The organism is Enterococcus sp. DIV0358 (assembly GCF_051713465.1).
Taxonomy (GTDB): Bacteria; Bacillota; Bacilli; order Lactobacillales; family Enterococcaceae; genus Enterococcus; species Enterococcus faecalis.
This window is the reverse complement of record NZ_JBIOPX010000001.1, coordinates 681,848-699,110: the sequence shown is the minus strand read 5'-3', so window position 1 is coordinate 699,110 and position 17,263 is coordinate 681,848. Positions and strand designations below refer to the sequence as shown.

At 38.1% G+C, this 17,263-nt stretch carries 17 protein-coding genes; 8 read left to right on the top strand and 9 right to left on the bottom strand.

All coding sequences use genetic code 11. The features are described from left to right. Positions 1 to 116 precede the first annotated feature (116 nt). The 4 genes from IGK70_RS03420 to bopD are packed head-to-tail and all read left to right on the top strand — an operon-like array spanning position 117 to position 5,103. Entirely contained in the window at positions 117 to 2,411 is a 2,295-nt protein-coding gene (locus tag IGK70_RS03420) for a glycoside hydrolase family 65 protein (protein WP_010706686.1), read from the top strand. Further along, on the top strand, positions 2,404 to 3,072 hold the full coding sequence (pgmB, locus tag IGK70_RS03415) for a beta-phosphoglucomutase (protein WP_002355844.1): 669 nt from the start codon (positions 2,404 to 2,406) through the stop codon (positions 3,070 to 3,072). Before IGK70_RS03420 ends, pgmB begins: the two co-directional genes overlap by 8 nt. Continuing rightward, on the top strand, positions 3,062 to 4,069 hold the full coding sequence (locus IGK70_RS03410; RefSeq protein ID WP_002404478.1) for an aldose epimerase family protein: 1,008 nt from the start codon (positions 3,062 to 3,064) through the stop codon (positions 4,067 to 4,069). Before pgmB ends, IGK70_RS03410 begins: the two co-directional genes overlap by 11 nt. Before the next feature lie 23 nt (positions 4,070 to 4,092). Beyond that, the gene (bopD, locus tag IGK70_RS03405) at positions 4,093 to 5,103 is read left to right on the top strand and encodes a LacI family transcriptional regulator BopD (RefSeq protein WP_002358859.1); all 1,011 of its coding nucleotides are present in this window, start codon (positions 4,093 to 4,095) and stop codon (positions 5,101 to 5,103) included. Positions 5,104 to 5,176: 73 nt separating this feature from the next. On the opposite strand, the gene IGK70_RS03400 is transcribed toward bopD, so the two are convergent. The 5 genes from IGK70_RS03400 to IGK70_RS03380 all read right to left on the bottom strand — a co-directional run bounded on the left by IGK70_RS03400 (position 5,177) and on the right by IGK70_RS03380 (position 8,525). Beyond that, complete coding sequence (locus tag IGK70_RS03400) at positions 5,177 to 5,386, bottom strand: hypothetical protein (protein WP_002355840.1); 210 nt, start codon at positions 5,384 to 5,386, stop codon at positions 5,177 to 5,179. A gap of 169 nt (positions 5,387 to 5,555) precedes the next feature. Beyond that, entirely contained in the window at positions 5,556 to 6,077 is a 522-nt protein-coding gene (locus IGK70_RS03395; RefSeq protein ID WP_104855950.1) for a GNAT family N-acetyltransferase, read from the bottom strand. Then, the gene (gene tsaE, locus IGK70_RS03390) at positions 6,070 to 6,564 is read right to left on the bottom strand and encodes a tRNA (adenosine(37)-N6)-threonylcarbamoyltransferase complex ATPase subunit type 1 TsaE (protein ID WP_002396467.1); all 495 of its coding nucleotides are present in this window, start codon (positions 6,562 to 6,564) and stop codon (positions 6,070 to 6,072) included. The genes IGK70_RS03395 and tsaE overlap by 8 nt, the downstream gene beginning before the upstream one ends. Before the next feature lie 141 nt (positions 6,565 to 6,705). Continuing rightward, positions 6,706 to 7,689, bottom strand: coding sequence for a phosphate acetyltransferase (gene pta / locus IGK70_RS03385; protein ID WP_002355836.1), 984 nt, complete (start codon positions 7,687 to 7,689; stop codon positions 6,706 to 6,708). Positions 7,690 to 7,844: 155 nt separating this feature from the next. Then, the gene (locus tag IGK70_RS03380; protein WP_002363309.1) at positions 7,845 to 8,525 is read right to left on the bottom strand and encodes a uracil-DNA glycosylase; all 681 of its coding nucleotides are present in this window, start codon (positions 8,523 to 8,525) and stop codon (positions 7,845 to 7,847) included. Positions 8,526 to 8,658: 133 nt separating this feature from the next. Between IGK70_RS03380 and IGK70_RS03375 the strand changes: the two genes are divergently transcribed. Together IGK70_RS03375 and IGK70_RS03370 are read left to right on the top strand one after the other, a co-directional pair. Next, positions 8,659 to 9,528, top strand: a complete 870-nt coding sequence (locus IGK70_RS03375; protein WP_002383369.1) for a Cof-type HAD-IIB family hydrolase — start codon at positions 8,659 to 8,661, stop codon at positions 9,526 to 9,528. Positions 9,529 to 9,579: 51 nt separating this feature from the next. Further along, positions 9,580 to 10,104 (top strand): LURP-one-related/scramblase family protein, encoded by a 525-nt coding sequence (locus tag IGK70_RS03370; RefSeq protein ID WP_002355833.1) that lies wholly within the window; start codon positions 9,580 to 9,582, stop codon positions 10,102 to 10,104. A gap of 45 nt (positions 10,105 to 10,149) precedes the next feature. On the opposite strand, the gene IGK70_RS03365 is transcribed toward IGK70_RS03370, so the two are convergent. From IGK70_RS03365 to IGK70_RS03355, 3 genes are all read right to left on the bottom strand, one after another. After that, entirely contained in the window at positions 10,150 to 10,713 is a 564-nt protein-coding gene (locus IGK70_RS03365) for a GNAT family N-acetyltransferase (RefSeq protein WP_002355832.1), read from the bottom strand. Positions 10,714 to 10,809: 96 nt separating this feature from the next. Continuing rightward, positions 10,810 to 12,030 carry a 3D domain-containing protein gene (locus tag IGK70_RS03360; protein ID WP_438775169.1) on the bottom strand — a complete coding sequence of 407 codons (1,221 nt, stop codon included), beginning with the start codon at positions 12,028 to 12,030 and terminating at the stop codon, positions 10,810 to 10,812. A gap of 248 nt (positions 12,031 to 12,278) precedes the next feature. After that, a complete protein-coding gene (locus IGK70_RS03355; protein WP_002387023.1) occupies positions 12,279 to 13,046 on the bottom strand; it encodes a putative ABC transporter permease in 768 nt (255 codons plus the stop codon). Positions 13,047 to 13,171: 125 nt separating this feature from the next. Here IGK70_RS03355 and IGK70_RS03350 point away from each other — a divergent pair, with 125 nt between their 5' ends. Together IGK70_RS03350 and IGK70_RS03345 are read left to right on the top strand one after the other, a co-directional pair. Further along, the gene (locus IGK70_RS03350) at positions 13,172 to 14,899 is read left to right on the top strand and encodes an ABC transporter ATP-binding protein (protein ID WP_002363303.1); all 1,728 of its coding nucleotides are present in this window, start codon (positions 13,172 to 13,174) and stop codon (positions 14,897 to 14,899) included. After that, positions 14,889 to 16,655, top strand: a complete 1,767-nt coding sequence (locus IGK70_RS03345; RefSeq protein WP_104855981.1) for an ABC transporter ATP-binding protein — start codon at positions 14,889 to 14,891, stop codon at positions 16,653 to 16,655. The genes IGK70_RS03350 and IGK70_RS03345 overlap by 11 nt, the downstream gene beginning before the upstream one ends. A gap of 51 nt (positions 16,656 to 16,706) precedes the next feature. On the opposite strand, the gene IGK70_RS03340 is transcribed toward IGK70_RS03345, so the two are convergent. After that, positions 16,707 to 17,255 carry a folate family ECF transporter S component gene (locus IGK70_RS03340; RefSeq protein ID WP_002385065.1) on the bottom strand — a complete coding sequence of 183 codons (549 nt, stop codon included), beginning with the start codon at positions 17,253 to 17,255 and terminating at the stop codon, positions 16,707 to 16,709. Between the last annotated feature and the right edge of the window lie 8 nt (positions 17,256 to 17,263).

Here is a 17,263-nt window from a genome sequence, read left to right as displayed (position 1 = left end):
TACCTTTGTTTCAGCTTTTATTCATAAGATTACACTTTTTAAGCATTGACTATTGACTAATGCAATCGGTTGCGTTTATGATAGACCTATCAATAAAATCACTGAGGGGGATTCTCATGAAACAAATCAAACGTTTATTCCAAATTGATCCTTGGAAAATCCGTACTACACACTTAGATAAAGAAAATTTACGTTTACAAGAATCATTAACGAGCATTGGCAATGGCTATATGGGGATGCGGGGAAATTTTGAAGAACACTATTCTGGCGACCACCATCAAGGAACCTATTTAGCAGGTGTTTGGTATCCAGACAAAACACGTGTTGGTTGGTGGAAAAATGGTTATCCTGAATATTTTGGTAAAGTGATTAACGCAATTAATTTCATCGCAATGGATTTACAAATTGATGGACAAACAATTGATTTAGCCACTACACCTTACGAAGATTTTTCTTTAGAATTAGACATGCAAAACGGGGTTCTTTCTCGGCAATTCACCATCCAAACACCGAAGAACAAAGTGCGCTTCTCTTTTGAACGTTTTTTAAGCTTAGAAAAAAAAGAAGCGGCTTACATCCACTTAACAATTGAAATGCTGGAAGGTACAGGCACAATCACTCTTCACTCAAAATTGGATGGCGATGTTCAAAATGAAGACAGCAATTATGAAGAACATTTTTGGGAAGAAAGAGCTATTGAAACACAAGAAACACTTGGTTTTGTTACGACTAAGACCATTCCTAACAACTTTGAAATAGAGCGTTTTACAGTGACTGCAGGCATGCGCCATTTCATCGATGGAGCCTCTGTTGTGCCTACATATACACAACAGCCCTTGGCCTTAACCGCAGAATTGACAGTGTCTTTAAACGAAGGCGAAACGACCGCTATCACAAAAGAAGTGCTTGTCGTTACCAGTCGTGATGTGCCAGAAACGCAACAAATCACACGAGTAAACGAATTATTTGCAGAAATGACTACCTTGTACCCTGAAGCAAAAGCTGGGCAAGCTGCCGCTTGGGCAAAACGTTGGCAATTAGCTGATGTTGTTATTGAAGGAGATGACGAAGCCCAACAAGGCATCCGTTTTAATCTTTTCCAACTTTTCTCAACCTACTATGGCGAAGACGATCGTTTAAATATCGGACCAAAAGGCTTTACGGGCGAAAAATATGGTGGTGCCACATATTGGGATACTGAAGCATATGCTGTCCCACTTTACTTGGCGTTGGCTAAGCCCGAAGTTACTAAAAATCTACTGAAATATCGCCACAATCAATTGCCTCAAGCCATTCATAATGCCCAACAACAAGGGTTAAAGGGTGCGCTTTACCCAATGGTTACTTTTACTGGTGTCGAATGTCATAATGAGTGGGAAATCACTTTTGAAGAGATTCACAGAAATGGTGCGATTGCTTATGCGATTTATAATTATGTCAACTATACAGGAGACGAAGATTATCTAAAAGATGCTGGTCTAGAAGTACTTGTAGCAATCGCTCGTTTTTGGGCAGATCGGGTCCACTTCTCCCAACGTCATAAACAATATATGATTCATGGCGTAACGGGGCCAAATGAATATGAAAATAATATCAATAATAACTGGTATACCAATACCATCGCTGCGTGGGTTCTACGTTACACCCGTGAGTCTTATTTAAAATTCCAAGAAGAAACAACGCTCAAAATTGCAGACGACGAATTAGCTAAATGGGCAGACATTGTAGAAAATATGTACTTCCCAGTGGATAATGAATTAGGCATTTTTGTACAACATGACACTTTCTTAGATAAAGATTTAATGCCTGTTTCTGATTTACCACTTAGTGAGCTGCCTTTAAATCAACATTGGTCATGGGATAAAATTTTGCGGTCTTGTTTCATTAAACAAGCCGATGTTCTTCAAGGAATTTATTTCTTCAATGACGCCTTTTCTTTAGAAGAAAAACGCCGGAACTTTAACTTTTACGAACCAATGACTGTCCATGAATCTTCTCTTTCACCAAGCATTCATGCTGTGTTAGCTGCTGAATTAGGCATGGAAGAAAAAGCAGTGGAAATGTATCAACGAACAGCGCGCCTTGACTTAGATAATTACAATAATGATACAGAAGATGGCTTACACATTACCTCAATGACTGGTAGTTGGCTAGCGATTGTTCAAGGTTTTGCCCAAATGAAAACGGACCATCAACAACTAAAATTTGCACCCTTTTTACCAGCGACATGGACAGCCTACTCGTTCCACATTAATTATCGGAATCGTTTACTATTTGTTGAAGTTGCAGCAGACCAAGTGGCCTTCACTTTACTCGACGGCCCTGCAATTCCATTAACTGTTTACGATCAAAAATACACGTTAAAAGATCGATTAGTTTTACCGATTAGAAAGGAAGAAGTTCATGTTTAAAGGCGTTTTGTTTGATTTAGATGGCGTTATTACTGATACAGCAGAATTTCATTACCACGCTTGGAAAAAATTAGGAAACGAAATTGGAATTTCCATTGACCGTGTTTTCAACGAACAATTGAAAGGTGTAAGCCGTGAAGATTCTCTGCAGTTACTGTTAAAATACGGAAAAAAAGAAGGCACGTTTTCTTCTGAAGAATTTGCCCAGTTAGCGCAACGGAAAAACGATTATTACTTGGAAATGATCCAAGCAATTACGCCTGAAGATGTCTATCCAGGAATTCTTTCTTTATTAACGGAATTACGTGAAGCCAATATTAAAATCGCCTTGGCTTCTGCAAGTAAAAATGGGCCTTTCCTTTTAGAAAAAATGCAATTGACGCCCCTTTTTGATGCCATTGCTAATCCAGCAGACGTCCAGGCAGGCAAACCCGCTCCAGATATTTTCATTTTAGCTGCGAAAGAAATTGATTTGACACCAGCAGAATGTCTTGGCATTGAAGATGCCAAAGCTGGGATTCAAGCGATTCTTGCTAGTGGAGCGCAACCTGTTGGCGTTGGCCGCAAAGAAGAGTTAGGCGAAGGGTTGCCCATCGTGCCAGAGACGAGCGCTTTAACGTTTGATTACTTAAAAAAAGTGTGGCTTGATCATGAAGGATAATCGTATCACCGTAACCGATATTCCAAACACAAACTTAAAGAAAATTACTTTGAAGAACGACTTTTTAGAAGTCGTTCTTCTCAATTATGGCGCGCGCCTCCATCAACTTTTTATGCCAAACAAAAATAATCATTGGGAAAATATCCTTTTATCGTATGATTCGTATCAAGATGTATTAAAGGATCAAAGCTTTTTTGGCGCCACTGTTGGACCAGTTGCTGGACGTATTCGTAATGGCCATTGGCAAAATGGAATATTAGAACAAAATAGCGACGGTCATCATATCCATGGTGGCTCAAAGGGGTGGTCTTTTCAATATTGGACAGTCGAGCCCTTTGAAAAAAAAGATATCATTGGCGTTGCTTTTCATTTAACCGATACCATTTCTGGCTATCCTGGACCAATTGAGGCCACCATCACTTATCAGCTAGAGGATAATCATTTACGAATGATCAGTACTGGACGGAGTAAACAGGAAACACTTTTTAATCCTACAAACCACGCCTACTTTAATTTATCTGGCGATGGAAAGTTAGACATTCTGTCACATTTGCTATCTTTGAACTGTCAAGGTATGTTAGAATTAGACGATAATAAGCTGCCTACTGGACGGATTTTACCAGCTTCTGAACTATCCATACGTTTTAATGAACTGACACCTATCGAAACAATCCTCCAACGCTATCCAACTGGGTTAGATGATGTTTTCTCCTTAGTTGGCTCTGACTTAAGACAGCCACAATTTTGCTTACAAGAACCTACTTCTGGAAGAAAAATGACGATAGCAACAACGAACCAAAGTATGGTATTATTTTCTACGACTGGTTTTGAGGCTCCTTTTTCTATTAATGGACAAGCTATGCATTCAAACTATGGCTTAGCAATTGAACCACAAGAGTATCCAGACATTGTTCATCATCCTCAGTGGGGCTCTATTTTATTACCAGCTAATAAAAAGCAAACCTACCAAACGGTTTATCAATTTAACCTTCTATAATCACTAAGAAAGGCGTGGCAAAAATGGCAATTACAGTAAAAGATGTCGCTAAGAAAGCGGGGGTTGCAACCTCAACCGTTTCGCGTGTCATTAACGATCATCCAAGTATTTCTGAATCGACAAAAAAGAAAGTGCGAAAAGTCATGGATGACTTAGGCTATGTGCCAAATATGACGGCACGGAATTTGGGTAAACGAATTTCAAGTGCCATTGGCGTAATTTTACCTCCTTTAGATTCGAAAGAACGGTTAGGGAATCCATTTTATTTAGAAATTATGGAAGCCATCAATGAGGAAGCCCGTCTTTATGATATGACTACTGCTATTGCAACTGCCAAAAGTTTTGATGTACTATTGGAAAACGTTAAAAGAATGCATCTTCAAAAACAAGTGGACGGTTTTATTCTTGTGTATTCAGATAGTAAGGACCCCGTCATTGATTACTTATACGAAAACAACATTCCCTTTACTTTAATTGGTCAACCTTACCAACATGAAACGGAAATAGTTTACGTGGATAATGATAATCAATTATTAGGGAAACAAGCGACGGAATTTTTAATTGAAAACGGCCATAAAAATATTTTATTTGTGACCAATACAACGCATGAAAGTTTGTACTTTGAACGTTACTTTGGTTATCAAAAAGCAATGATGATGCAAGGATTAACTGTTTTACCAAGCGTTGCGTTAGAAAAACCTGAAGATTACATGGCTTTCGATGATATTCTTCATCAAAATAATGCCACGGCGTTGGTGGTGATTGATGATATCTTTGCTTTGCGGACGATGCAACTTGCGCAAATCTATGGTTATCAAGTTCCTGAAACGTTATCCATTATTAGTTTTAACAACTCAATCTTTTCAACATTGACACATCCTTATCTAACAAGCATTGACATCGACACGTCAGAATTAGGTCGAATGGCGATGAAAAAATTATATGAATTAATCCACGAAGAATTGACAAATGGTGTCCGTCTCGTTATTCCTCACAAATTAATTAAGCGTGAAACAGTTATTCCTATTCATTAAAAAAGAAACGTAAGCAGTGTTAAACTGCTTACGCTTCTTTCTATGTGTACGCTCTTATTCGTATGTATTACTTTTATAAAATAACTTTTTGCGAAATTTTTTTCCAAAACGTTTCTTCTTTTGCATCAAATTGAGCTGGTTCCCCGTCAGACAATTTTTCATTTAATAATGATAATTTTTCTTGATGTTTTGCATACTCATCTTTTTTTATTAGCTCTAAACGATACGCACGATCCAAGATCGACTCTCGATAGTTAACATTCATTTTCGTTGCCTTCGCCATTTCTTACATTCCTTCCCAAAATAAATTTTCATTTTTTCGTTAAATTCTTCTATAATTATAACAAAAATATCAGAAAAATAAATATGAAACAAACGATAATTGCGAAAATTTTGTTTTTTCATGCAATTATCGTTCGATTATTTAAGAAATTAAAATTATTAACCAATAATTAATCAATCAGCAAACGCATTAAATGAACATCTAAAAATTCACCTTGGTCTGTTTTGGCACCCCGAGGCATAATTGCCTCTGTTTCAAACCCTAATTTTTTATAGACATGAATCGCTCGTTGATTGCGATCCTGTACCGTTAATTCCAAGCGACGAATAACATGACTTTCATGCGCCCAGCGAATAAGTTCTTCCATTAGGATACTGCCTAGTCCATAGCCCCAGTATTCTTTTAAAATACTAATGCCAATTTCACCAATATGCTCCATCCGGTTTTTAGAAGAAGCAGACACAGAAGCGGTGCCAATGATCGCTTCTCCCGCTAATGCCACCAATAAAACATTATTTGGCGATTCATAGAGTGTTGCTAGATTTTCAGCCAATTCTGTTGTCGACATGGCCATTCCTCGCTCATCCATCACCAAATAGGGCGTTTCACTCCCAATTTTTGACATCACAGATAGTAATTGATCCGCATCAGTAGGCACTGCTTCTCGAATAGAAAATGTTTGTTCAGTCATATTCGCGAGCCTCCCACGCTTGTAAAATCTCTGCTATTCTTTCTTCTGCCAATGGACCAGTTCCACGGAATTCAAGAACTCTCTTGTCAGCTTCTTGAGAATCTTTATTTAAAATAATTTCTAAATAATCTTCTGGCAATTCTTCTTCAATCAAGCTGCCCCATTCTACAACGGATAGCCCATCTCCTTCAAAATACTCATCTAACCCTAATTCATCCGCACCCTCTTCAACACGGTAAACATCCATATGGTATAACGGAAGTCGTCCTTGTGGATATTCGCGGATAATCGTATAGGTGGGACTTTTAATCATTTGGGAAATGCCTAATCCTAAAGCAATCCCTTTCGTCATTGTCGTCTTACCGGCCCCTAAATCACCAGTCAGGACAATTACATCACCAGCTTGTGCCTTCTGTCCAATGATTTTAGCAATTGCTTCTGTTTCCAATGGATTGTTCAGGACAATGTTCATTTTTTTGCCTCCCATCTGCAAGAATCTATGTATGAAAGTATACCGAAAATTCAATAAGTTGACTAGTGGCAGCTTCAAAAAAATAAAGTTGAGGCCCAAGTGTCCTGGGAACCTCAACTTCTACTTTGCTTATTTATCATGCTTCGACATAGTTAATTAGTCGTTCATTAATGTTTGAGCAGCTGTAATGATTGATAATTTATAAACATCTTCTTCGTTTGCACCACGTGATAAGTCAGAAACTGGTTTGTTCAATCCTTGTAAGATAGGGCCAATTGCTTCAAAGTTACCTAAACGTTGAGCAATTTTGTAGCCAATATTTCCTGATTGTAAATCTGGGAATACAAAGACTGTTGCTTCTCCAGCAACTTTTGAGTTAGGCGCTTTTAATTGTGCGACAGAAGATACATAAGAAGCATCAAATTGTAATTCACCATCAATCGCATATTCAGGTGCTAATTCTTGCGCAATTTTTGTAGCTTCAGCAACTTTTGTTACTTCTGGTGCTTTTGCAGAACCTTTTGTTGAAAAACTTAACAATGAAACTTTAGGTTCAATGTCAAATAATTCAGCTGTTTTAGCACTATCAACAGCAATTTCAGCTAATTCTTGTGCAGTTGGGTTCACGTTAATCGCGCAGTCTGAGAATAAATATCTTTCTTGGTCACGACCACGAATCATTAAGAAGGCACCACTTGTACGGCTTACGCCTGGTTTTGTTTTAATGATTTGTAACGCAGGACGAACTGTATCACCTGTTGAGTGGATAGCACCACTAACCATACCATCAGCAATACCCATGTAAGTTAACATAGTACCGAAATAGTTGACATCTTTTAAGATTTTTTCAGCATCTTCTTTAGTAGCTTTTCCATTACGGCGTTCAACAAATGCTTCGACCATTTCATCCCATTTTTCATAATCATTTGGGTTGATAATAATAAAGTTTGATGTGTTGATTCCACGAGCCATAGCAGCATTTGCAATATCTGTTGGATCACCAATTAAGATTGGTTCTACTAATTCATCAGATTTTAAGCGGGCAGCAGCACCTAAGATTCTAGGATCTGTTGCTTCAGGGAAAACAATTTTGATATTACGGCGTACGACTTTAAATTTTAAGCTATCGAATAATTCCACGATAAACCCTCCAGTTTTATATTTACAAAATCCATCATACACTATTCTCAATGAAAATAACAGTTTTTTCTAGCTGTATTAGTCAAAAAAACCAATAATCCGATAAACTTTTCACAAACTAACTCTTCTACACTATAACAGTATATGCTGTTACACTACACTGTTTCAGGAAGTTGCCAATCAATCGGCGTTTCCCCTAAACGTTCTAGAGCGGCATTCGCTTGAGAAAACGGACGTGAGCCAAAAAAACCACGATGTGCTGACAATGGACTTGGGTGTGGCGATTTGATAATTACATGCCGAGTCGTATCAATCATTTTAATTTTTTCTTGAGCAGGACGTCCCCATAAAATGAAAACAACAGGTTTTTCACGCTCATTCAACTTTTCGATAATGACATCTGTCAGTTGCTCCCACCCTTTGCCTCGATGGGAATAGGCTTGACCTGCCCGAACGGTCAACACAGTATTTAATAATAACACGCCTTGTTTGGCCCAGCTTTCTAAAAAGCCATGGTTGACGGGTTGGTACCCTAAATCAGCTTGTAATTCTTTGTAAATATTCGCAAGAGATGGCGGCACTTTCACACCTGGCTGGACAGAGAAACTTAGTCCGTGTGCTTGATTAGGTCCATGATATGGGTCTTGTCCCAAAATTACTACTTTTACTTCTTCAAAAGGGGTTAGTTCTAACGCTGAAAATAAATGATACATATCTGGATAAATCGTTTGTGTCTGATATTCTTTTTTCAAAAACTCCCGCAATTCTTGATAATATGGTTTTTCAAACTCAGCAGATAAAACGGTTTGCCAACTATTGTGAATAATTTCTTTCATAATGCTCACTCCTTCGCTCTCTAAGCATAACGAATTTCTCCAAACCTGACAAGAAATTTCTGGGTACTTTCTCTTGGAAAAACGTGGTAAACTATAGGTAAGCTTTAAATAGATAATGAGGTGTAGAGAATCGATGATTAAATTAATTGCTTCAGATATGGATGGAACACTTTTAGATGCAAAAATGAGCATCACAAATGATAACGCTTCAGCAATTCGCGAAGCGGAACGTTTAGGAATCGAATTTATGGTTGCTACTGGCCGCGCATATACCGAAGCGAAACCCGCGTTAGAAGAAGCTGGAATTGACTGCGCCATGATTACTTTAAACGGCGCCCAAGTGTTCGACAAAGATGGACACTCACTTTTCACGGCTGGGATCGAAAAAGAAACAGTAACAGAAGTACTAACTATTTTGAGTCAACACAATGTTTACTATGAAATCTCTACAAATAAAGGTATTTTTTCTGAACATCAAGAAAAAAGAATTGAAAACTTTGCCGCTCATATTGCAGAATCCATGCCCCATTTAACTTATAAAGTGGCGATTGCCATGGCTTCAGCACACCTATCTTTATTGCATATTACCTATGTTGATCGTTTAGACGACATTTTAAAAGATGATTCGATTGAAGTCCTTAAAATTATTGGCTTCAGTATGGATGGGCCGAAAGTATTAGGTCCTGCTGGGATGGAAGTAGAAGAACTAGATGATTTGGTTGTCACCTCTTCTGCGCTTAATAATATTGAAATTAACCACCGCCTAGCACAAAAAGGGATTGCGGTTGCGCGCGTCGCTAAAGAACGTGGGATTCCCGCTGAACAAGTCATGACTATTGGTGATAATTTAAATGATGTCAGCATGATTCAATGGGCTGGGGTAAGTTTTGCAATGGGCAATGCCGAACTGGAATTAAAAGAATATGCTAAATATGAAACAGCCACTAATTTAGAAAATGGTGTCGGCGAAGCCATCCTGCGTGCAATAAGAGAAGATTTGTAATAAGCACTACCAGTTACAGCACTCATTTATATATAGAAAGGAGATCGTGTCGTGTCTGAATTTTTTATTCAAGAACAACAGTTAGGAAAAGTTACGCGAACCATCGTGAAAGACCAAGCAGGCCGTTCACTTTTTCTATTGGTGGGGCGCTGGGGTACACGAGGAGATGCGCTTTCTTTATATGCAATGAACGGAGAAATTTTAGCCAGTATTAAACAAGTTTCTTGGACTTTTGGCACACGATTTGAGTTATATCAGCGTTTTGAAAAAGTGGGTACTCTACGAAAACTGTTCAATTTGAATGCTGATTTCTATTATGTTCAAGGCCTTCACTGGGCAGTTGTTGGTGATATCAAAGCGCACCAATATTCAATTTATCAAGTCCATAAAAAAATCATGTCAATGGATAAAACCATGCTTTGTACAGGCGACTATTTTGTTTTAACTGTTGCCAATGATGAGGACGCACCGTTGTGCATCTGCATAGCAGCTGTCCTTGACTACTGGTTATATAATAAGAAAAAACAAAAAACTTCCGATGATTTTGGATTAGATTTTGATCCATTAACGGATTAATGAAAAATAACGAAGCTAAAGTGATTAACTTTAGCTTCGTTATTTTTACACTTCTTTTTGCATATGATTGTATAAGTGACCACTAATAGTCATTGTTGTGACGTCTTTAAAGCCTTTGCTTGCGTATAACTTTCTCGCCCCTGGATTGTCAAAATCAACATTTAGACCCAAGGCTTGCTTCCCGCTAGCTTTGGCTACTTCAGGTAAAGCATCTAATAACTTAGAACCAATTCCCATTCCGCGGAAACGTTCATCCACTGAAATCGTGTCTAAATACCATTCATTAGGCAAAGTTTCTTCTTCAATAAATAGCCGAACATCTTCTGCTAAACCATGTTTTTTAAAGACTTCTCTTAAAGGTTCATCAATAATCTTTTCATCTTCCGCAGGATAGCCGACAGCAATCCCTGCAACTTCACCTGCATGTTCATAAACTAAAATTCGTTGATAGCCATAGCGATAGGTTGGATACGCCGTTGCCTCTGCTAATAGGTCAATCATTTGTTCTTCTGAGACTTCTTCTAAAATTGGTAACTCCATATCTTTTAAAATAACTAGGACCAGCCGAGCAATCGCTTGACCGTCTTCTTTTGTTGCCGAGCGAATCATTGTAATTCTCCTTTACATTTAACTAAAAAAGAACTGGCTACTATCATTACTGACTTAGCCAATTCCTTTTATCTTGTCTTTAGTATAACAAATTTATTATTGAATTTCTACTGTAACCTGACGTCGTCCCCAAGCAATGCATTGCTCTACCGAATCAAAATGAACATCAATAATATTCCCTTGAATAGCGCTACCTGTATCTCCAGCAATAGCAAAGCCATAACCAGAGACTTTCACTAATGACCCCAGAGGAATTACGCTCGGATCAACTGCAATCACATTGCTTTGTTTACTTAAGTCAATGCCAGTAGCACTTAGATTACTTGCACCAGCTTCGCGCCAAGAATAAGCAGTTGATTCCATCTGAAGCACACGACCAGAGCCAGTTCCTGGCGTTGATGATTCGCCTGTCGATGATTCTGTCGTTGATGACGATTCGGATGAACTAGCTGAACTTGAAGATTCAGTGCTACTGCTTTCCGTACTTGTAGAAGAGCTTGATGCTTGACTGCTTGACTCTTCAGCAGCTTCGGCTTCTAGTTTAGCCGCCGCATCTGCTTGCGCTTGTTTGTCGGCAGCTGCTTGTTTCTTCGCTGCTTCTGCTTTGGCGGTTTCTGCCGCACGTTTTTTCTGTGCCTCAGCTGCTGCTTTTTCGCTGACTAAGCGTTGTTGCTCTTTCTGTTTGTCTGTCGAAATTTGAGCCAATAATTCTTCATTATCCGCCATTTTTTCTTTTAACTCAGAGACTTTATTATTCATTGAAGAAGCTTCAACTTGTAATTTCTCTTCATTTTGTTTTAAAGTTGTTTGCGTATTTTCAACTTTTTCTTGTAATGCAGCTAACTTTTCTTTTTCGCTAGTTAAGCTTTCAATCTTTTCCCGTTCAAAGTTTTGTAAAACGGTCATGGCGTAGGCCCGATTAAAGAAATCTGATAAATTTTCTGCATCTAATAAGGCTTGCCAAGTACGTTGGTCGCCATTTAATTGAATATCCTTCATACGATCGCCAACAGCTTCTTTACGACGAGAAATATTTTTTTCTGTTTTTTCTATTTCCTCTTTCGAAGTTTTCAACGTATCTTCCGCTTTTGAAATTTGCGTTTTTAAACGTTCGATTTCCGCATATTTAGCATTTACATCGTCTAAGGCTGAATTGATTTCTTTACTAATTAACTCCCCAGATTGTTTCGCTTGCGCTTCTTTTTCTTGCAACGAATCAAGTGATTCTGCTGCCGCAGCGACTGGAAGTCCAAAATTGATAAGCATCATTGTTGTTAAAAATGGTATCAACTTTTTAACCTTCACTAAATCCAACACCTTTCCTAACTTATCTAAAACACCTACTCATTATACTAGTCAGGAGGGCTTGTTTTATTTCAATCATGTTACAATTTATTACAATTTAAATGCAACTCTTTTTTTATCCTGCGTTTATTCATTAGTCCATTTCTATCTCAATTCTTTAAGAATTTCTTAAGACGGCTTAAAAACTAGCTTTTGACGATTTTTCTTTTTTTCATCCCATTAGACCATTGATTGAAATATTTTGTAATATTTTTTGTTAATTATTGGCCCTTTTTCTTCAAGTCTTCTAAGAGATGCCGAACTTCTTTGGAATTTTTAATGTTTTTTAAAGTTAGTTTTGGGTAATTGTTAATAAAACGACGTTGTTGGAAATTTAACCGATTTTGGAAATGCTCTTTTTTGGTTCGTTCTTTTAACTTCTGCCAATCAGCTGTAGCGATTTCCATTTTTGTGTTCAACCGTTGCTTAAATTCTTGTTGGTTCGTTTCCAACGTTTGGCCCATCTCGGTAATAAGTTTTTTGAAACCTTGCATGTTCAGCAACGTATAAATTAAGTCAAGCCCCATTACAATCACTATGCAAAGTGCTAAGTAGTTGCCAAAGGTTGCTTGTAAAAAACTGACAACTTTGGCGATTTCTGGTTGAATAACTTTGACAATCAAGACACACCCCAATCCCCAAAAAAGAGAAACCGGTAAAGCCACGCGACCGTTTAAATTAAAAGGTACATCATGATAATCCCACCAAGAGGCATGGAACAGTTTTTCCAAGCCATAACTAGTGACATATTCTAAAATCGTCACTAAAACAGCCGATCCGACATACAATACCAAGAGATTGTTTTCAAAGGGTTCCACAAAATAGAGAACGCTTAAGACCCCAAATCCATAAATAGGACAATAGGGCCCTACCAAAAATCCTCGATAAACAAATTTTTTAGCTTTTAATGAACAATACACCGTTTCCCATAACCAGCCGATAAAGGAATAAATAAAAAATAACAAAATAACCTGACTCATTTTTTCCACGTTTCTGTCACACTCCACTTCTTTGCGCTTTTCTTCTATTTTAACAGAAGTTGAGAAAATGTAGCGAACAACTTTCTTTCATTGAAAGATTAGGCTACAATGAGAGCAACAAAGGGAGGAATCTTATGTTTGGTTTATTGAAATACGCAAAAAATTATCGAAAACAAATTATCCTCGGTCCAGTCTTCAAATTTTTAGAAGCTTGTTTCGAGTTAGTCTTGCCCTTATTCATGGCTCACTTAGTCGATGTCGGTATTCGTCAAAACGACCGACAGACTGTCATAGAAATGGCCCTCTGGATGCTTGTTATGTCGTTAGTTGGTTTATTTTTTGTCATGATTTGTCAATACTATGCTTCAGTCGCTTCGCAAGGTTTTGGGACGGAGCTAAGAAATCAATTAATGAAGAAAATTAATCAGCTTTCACACAAAGAATTGAATAGTTTTGGTACAGATACCCTCATCACCCGGATCACAAACGATATCAACCAGCTTCAATTAGCTTTAGCGATGTTTATTCGGTTGGTCATTCGGACACCTTTTTTAAGTATCGGTTCTGTGGTCATGGCTTTTTACATTGATGTGCAGATGGGCTTTCTTTTCCTATTACTTTTACCAATTTTTAGCCTTATTCTCTTTATTATCATTAAAGTGACTGTGCCTTTATATCAAAAAGTCCAAGAATATTTGGATCGGTTAAACCGTCAAATCAGTCAAAACTTAAGCGGTGTCCGTGTGATCCGTGCGTTTGCTAGAAAGGAAACAGAGCAACGACATGTTGATAAAGCTTCAGATGATTTAGGCGATATTTACATTCGTGTATCGAATGTTTCTGCTTTATTAACGCCTTTAACCACTTTGATTATGAATGTTGGAATTTTATTTTTACTTTATTTTAGTGGCTTAAAAGTTTCTTTCGGTTCCCTGCAACAAGGGGAAGTTTTAGCATTGATCAATTATATGAATCAAATGATGCTCGCTTTAATTGTTGCTTCTAATCTCGTGGTAATTTTTACGCGAGCTGCCGCTTCCGCAAACCGTGTCAATGAGGTTTTAACTGTAGAAAGCCAGTTAACAGATACACCAGAATCAGCAAAAACATCTCCACAATTTGGTGATATTACCTTTGACCATGTAGATTTTCGCTATGAACCAGAGGCCGGTTTGGCTTTGGAAAATATCAATTTTACGATTCCTAAAGGCTCAATTCTCGGCATCACAGGACCTACCGGCAGCGGAAAAAGTACCTTAACCCAACTCATTCCCAGATTTTATGATGTGAGTGCAGGAAACCTTTTTATTAATGGTATAAATGTGCGCGATTGGCCGCTCTTTACTTTACGCCAACAAGTGGCAAGTGTCCCACAAACTGCCGTCTTATTTACAGGGACTATTCGAGAAAACTTACAATGGGGCAAACCAAATGCAACTGATGAAGACTGTTGGGAAGCATTAGCTATCGCCCAATGTAAAGAATTTGTTGAACAATTAGACCAAGGGTTAGACACGCCTGTTAACGAAGGCGGAAAAAACTTTTCTGGTGGACAAAGACAACGGTTGACCATTGCCCGTGCCTTGATTAGGAAACCGCATTTACTTATTTTAGATGATTCCTTGAGTGCCCTCGACTATCAAACAGATTTGAATCTGCGCCGTGCTTTACAAAAAGAACGAGCAGAGACAACCGTTATTTTAATTTCACAACGCGTGAGTTCGATTGCTACGGCGAATCAAATTTTAGTCCTAGATAGTGGAAAAGTCGCTGGCCTTGGCACCCACGAAGAATTACTTACTTCTTCTAAAGAGTATCAAGAAATCGTTGCGTCACAGGAGGAGGATACCCATGCAAACTAAAAAAATTCATTTTGGTGCCTTCTCACGTTTTAAGCCGTATTTACTACGCTATCCAAAAGAAATTATCGGCGCCTTAATCCTAGGAATTCTCAGTGGTTTTTCGACTGTCCTCATGACTTATTATATAGGTAAATCCGTTGATACAATGGTTGGTAAAGGACAAGTCAATGCTGCGCAACTCATCAAAATTTTAGGTTTATTAGCAGGGATTTTACTCGTAACCGTTCTAAGTCAATGGCTGATTCAACGTCTCGGTAATCGCGTGTCTTATTTATCGACCACACAGCTGAGAAAAGATGCCTTTGCCCATTTAAATCAATTACCGTTAAGTTATTATGACCAAACGTCACACGGAAATATCGTCAGTCGCTTTACCAACGATATTGACAATATTTCAATGGCTTGCTCGGCTGTCTTCAACCAATTATTTTCTGGCATGGCCACCGTCGTTGTTGCTTTGCTCTTTATGATTCGGCTAAGTCCCCTGCTCACATTAGTGGTTCTTATCAGTACGCCGATTATTTTTATTGTAAACTGGCTTGTTGCAAAAGCTTCACAAAAAAACTTTGCTGCACAACAAACGATTGTTGGTGAAATTTCCGGCTTCGTTTCAGAAATGGTTGGCAACCAAAAAATTGTTAAAGCTTTTCAACAAGAACAAGCTACGCAAGAAACATTTGAAGCATTGAATCAAACGTTGTATGAAAAAGGACAGAAGGCTCAGTTTTCTTCCTCCTTAACCAACCCACTTTCTCGATTTATCGACCATTTATCTTATTTATCGATTGGATTAGTCGGTGGCTTGTTAGTTTTAAGTGGCAATCCTTTAGTCACAGTTGGTGTTATTTCCAGTTTCACCATTTACTCTAGTCAATTTTCTAAACCTTTTATTGAACTCTCAGGAATCACCAACCAAATCCAAGCCGCCTTAGCTGGATTGGAACGTACCTTTGATATGATGGATCAACCAGTTGAACGTCCTGATGCCCCGAACGCAATTGTTTTGAAAGAAGCGCGAGGCCGTGTTGAATTTAAAGACGTTGATTTTTCTTACACGCCGACGCGACCTTTAATCGAAAACTTTAATTTAATTGCTGAACCAGGAGAAACAATTGCCATTGTTGGGCGAACTGGTGCGGGTAAATCAACATTAGTGAATTTGTTAATGCGCTTTTACGAGGTCGACCATGGTCAAATTACGGTTGATACTCACGACATTACTCAAATTACTCGGGACAGCTTACGAAAAAGTTTTGGTATGGTTCTCCAAGATACTTGGCTATTCGATAGTTCCATTCGGGAAAATTTAACGTACGGAAATCCCGAAGCCTCTGACGAAGAAATTATAGAAGCCATGAAAAAAGCCCATATTTTTGATTTCGTCATGCGTTTACCTCAAGGACTAGATACCGAGATTGGTTCCCAAGGCGTTAAAATTTCTGAAGGACAACGACAATTAATGACTATTGCACGCACGATGATTAGTAATCCGCCGATGCTTATTTTAGATGAAGCGACCAGTTCAGTTGATACATTGACCGAGCAAAAAATTCAGGATGCTTTTTTACAAATGATGAACGGGCGGACCAGTTTTGTTATTGCCCATCGCTTAGCAACAATCAAAAGTGCTGAAAAAATTCTAGTTATGGACAATGGTCAAGTAGTTGAAATTGGCACCCATGACGAATTATTGCAAAAAGAACAGGGTTATTATCGTGACCTTTACGAAGCACAGTTTAATCAAAAAGCACAATAAAAAAGAGTCACTTTTCTGGGATGATGAAAAGTGACTCTTTTAATTTTAAATTTATTGATCTAATTCAGATAATGGTTTCCCAAATAAACGTTTAAAGGGAATTTTATTGCCTAAATAATAAGTGGCAATTACTTGAATAGGAAAGAAAATAACTGTTTTAATTAAGCGTGGCACCCACCAAGCAAAATTTGCTAGATTGACTCCATACATTAAACTTAACCACAAAGGAGTTAAAATGATATTAATTAAAACGGTGACCAACAATGTCGCCAAAATCACTCGTTGCCATGTCATTTCTTTCTTATAATAGAAATAACCATAAATAGCACCAGCCAAAAAGGCATTTAAAGTAAACCCAGGAAAATAGCCTGCCTTTGGAAAAAGCAGCATTCCTACCACATCAGCCACCGCCGTGCCGATTCCAGCCCAAAAAGGTCCGAAAATCATCCCAATCAATGATTCTGGAATAAACGTGAAACTGATTTTTAAAAACGTTGTTTCATACGCAAAAAAGCGTGAAAAGACAACGACCACCGCAATGAGTACGCCCATTAACGCAATGGATTTTGTGCCAAATTTTTTCTTTGTCATTTTTAGCATCTCCTCTA

What these genes read in the sequence shown, in the direction of transcription:
- IGK70_RS03410 (WP_002404478.1), top strand. Translation starts at nt 3,062, where the DNA reads ATGAAGGATAATCGTATCACCGTAACCGATATTCCAAACACAAACTTA.
- IGK70_RS03420 (WP_010706686.1), top strand. Translation starts at nt 117, where the DNA reads ATGAAACAAATCAAACGTTTATTCCAAATTGATCCTTGGAAAATCCGT.
- IGK70_RS03395 (WP_104855950.1), bottom strand. Translation starts at nt 6,077, where the DNA reads ATGACTGAACAAACATTTTCTATTCGAGAAGCAGTGCCTACTGATGCG.
- tsaE (WP_002396467.1), bottom strand. Translation starts at nt 6,564, where the DNA reads ATGGGAGGCAAAAAAATGAACATTGTCCTGAACAATCCATTGGAAACA.
- IGK70_RS03365 (WP_002355832.1), bottom strand. Translation starts at nt 10,713, where the DNA reads ATGATTCGCTCGGCAACAAAAGAAGACGGTCAAGCGATTGCTCGGCTG.
- IGK70_RS03375 (WP_002383369.1), top strand. Translation starts at nt 8,659, where the DNA reads ATGATTAAATTAATTGCTTCAGATATGGATGGAACACTTTTAGATGCA.
- pgmB (WP_002355844.1), top strand. Translation starts at nt 2,404, where the DNA reads ATGTTTAAAGGCGTTTTGTTTGATTTAGATGGCGTTATTACTGATACA.
- IGK70_RS03350 (WP_002363303.1), top strand. Translation starts at nt 13,172, where the DNA reads ATGTTTGGTTTATTGAAATACGCAAAAAATTATCGAAAACAAATTATC.
- bopD (WP_002358859.1), top strand. Translation starts at nt 4,093, where the DNA reads ATGGCAATTACAGTAAAAGATGTCGCTAAGAAAGCGGGGGTTGCAACC.
- IGK70_RS03380 (WP_002363309.1), bottom strand. Translation starts at nt 8,525, where the DNA reads ATGAAAGAAATTATTCACAATAGTTGGCAAACCGTTTTATCTGCTGAG.
- IGK70_RS03400 (WP_002355840.1), bottom strand. Translation starts at nt 5,386, where the DNA reads ATGGCGAAGGCAACGAAAATGAATGTTAACTATCGAGAGTCGATCTTG.
- IGK70_RS03345 (WP_104855981.1), top strand. Translation starts at nt 14,889, where the DNA reads ATGCAAACTAAAAAAATTCATTTTGGTGCCTTCTCACGTTTTAAGCCG.
- IGK70_RS03340 (WP_002385065.1), bottom strand. Translation starts at nt 17,255, where the DNA reads ATGCTAAAAATGACAAAGAAAAAATTTGGCACAAAATCCATTGCGTTA.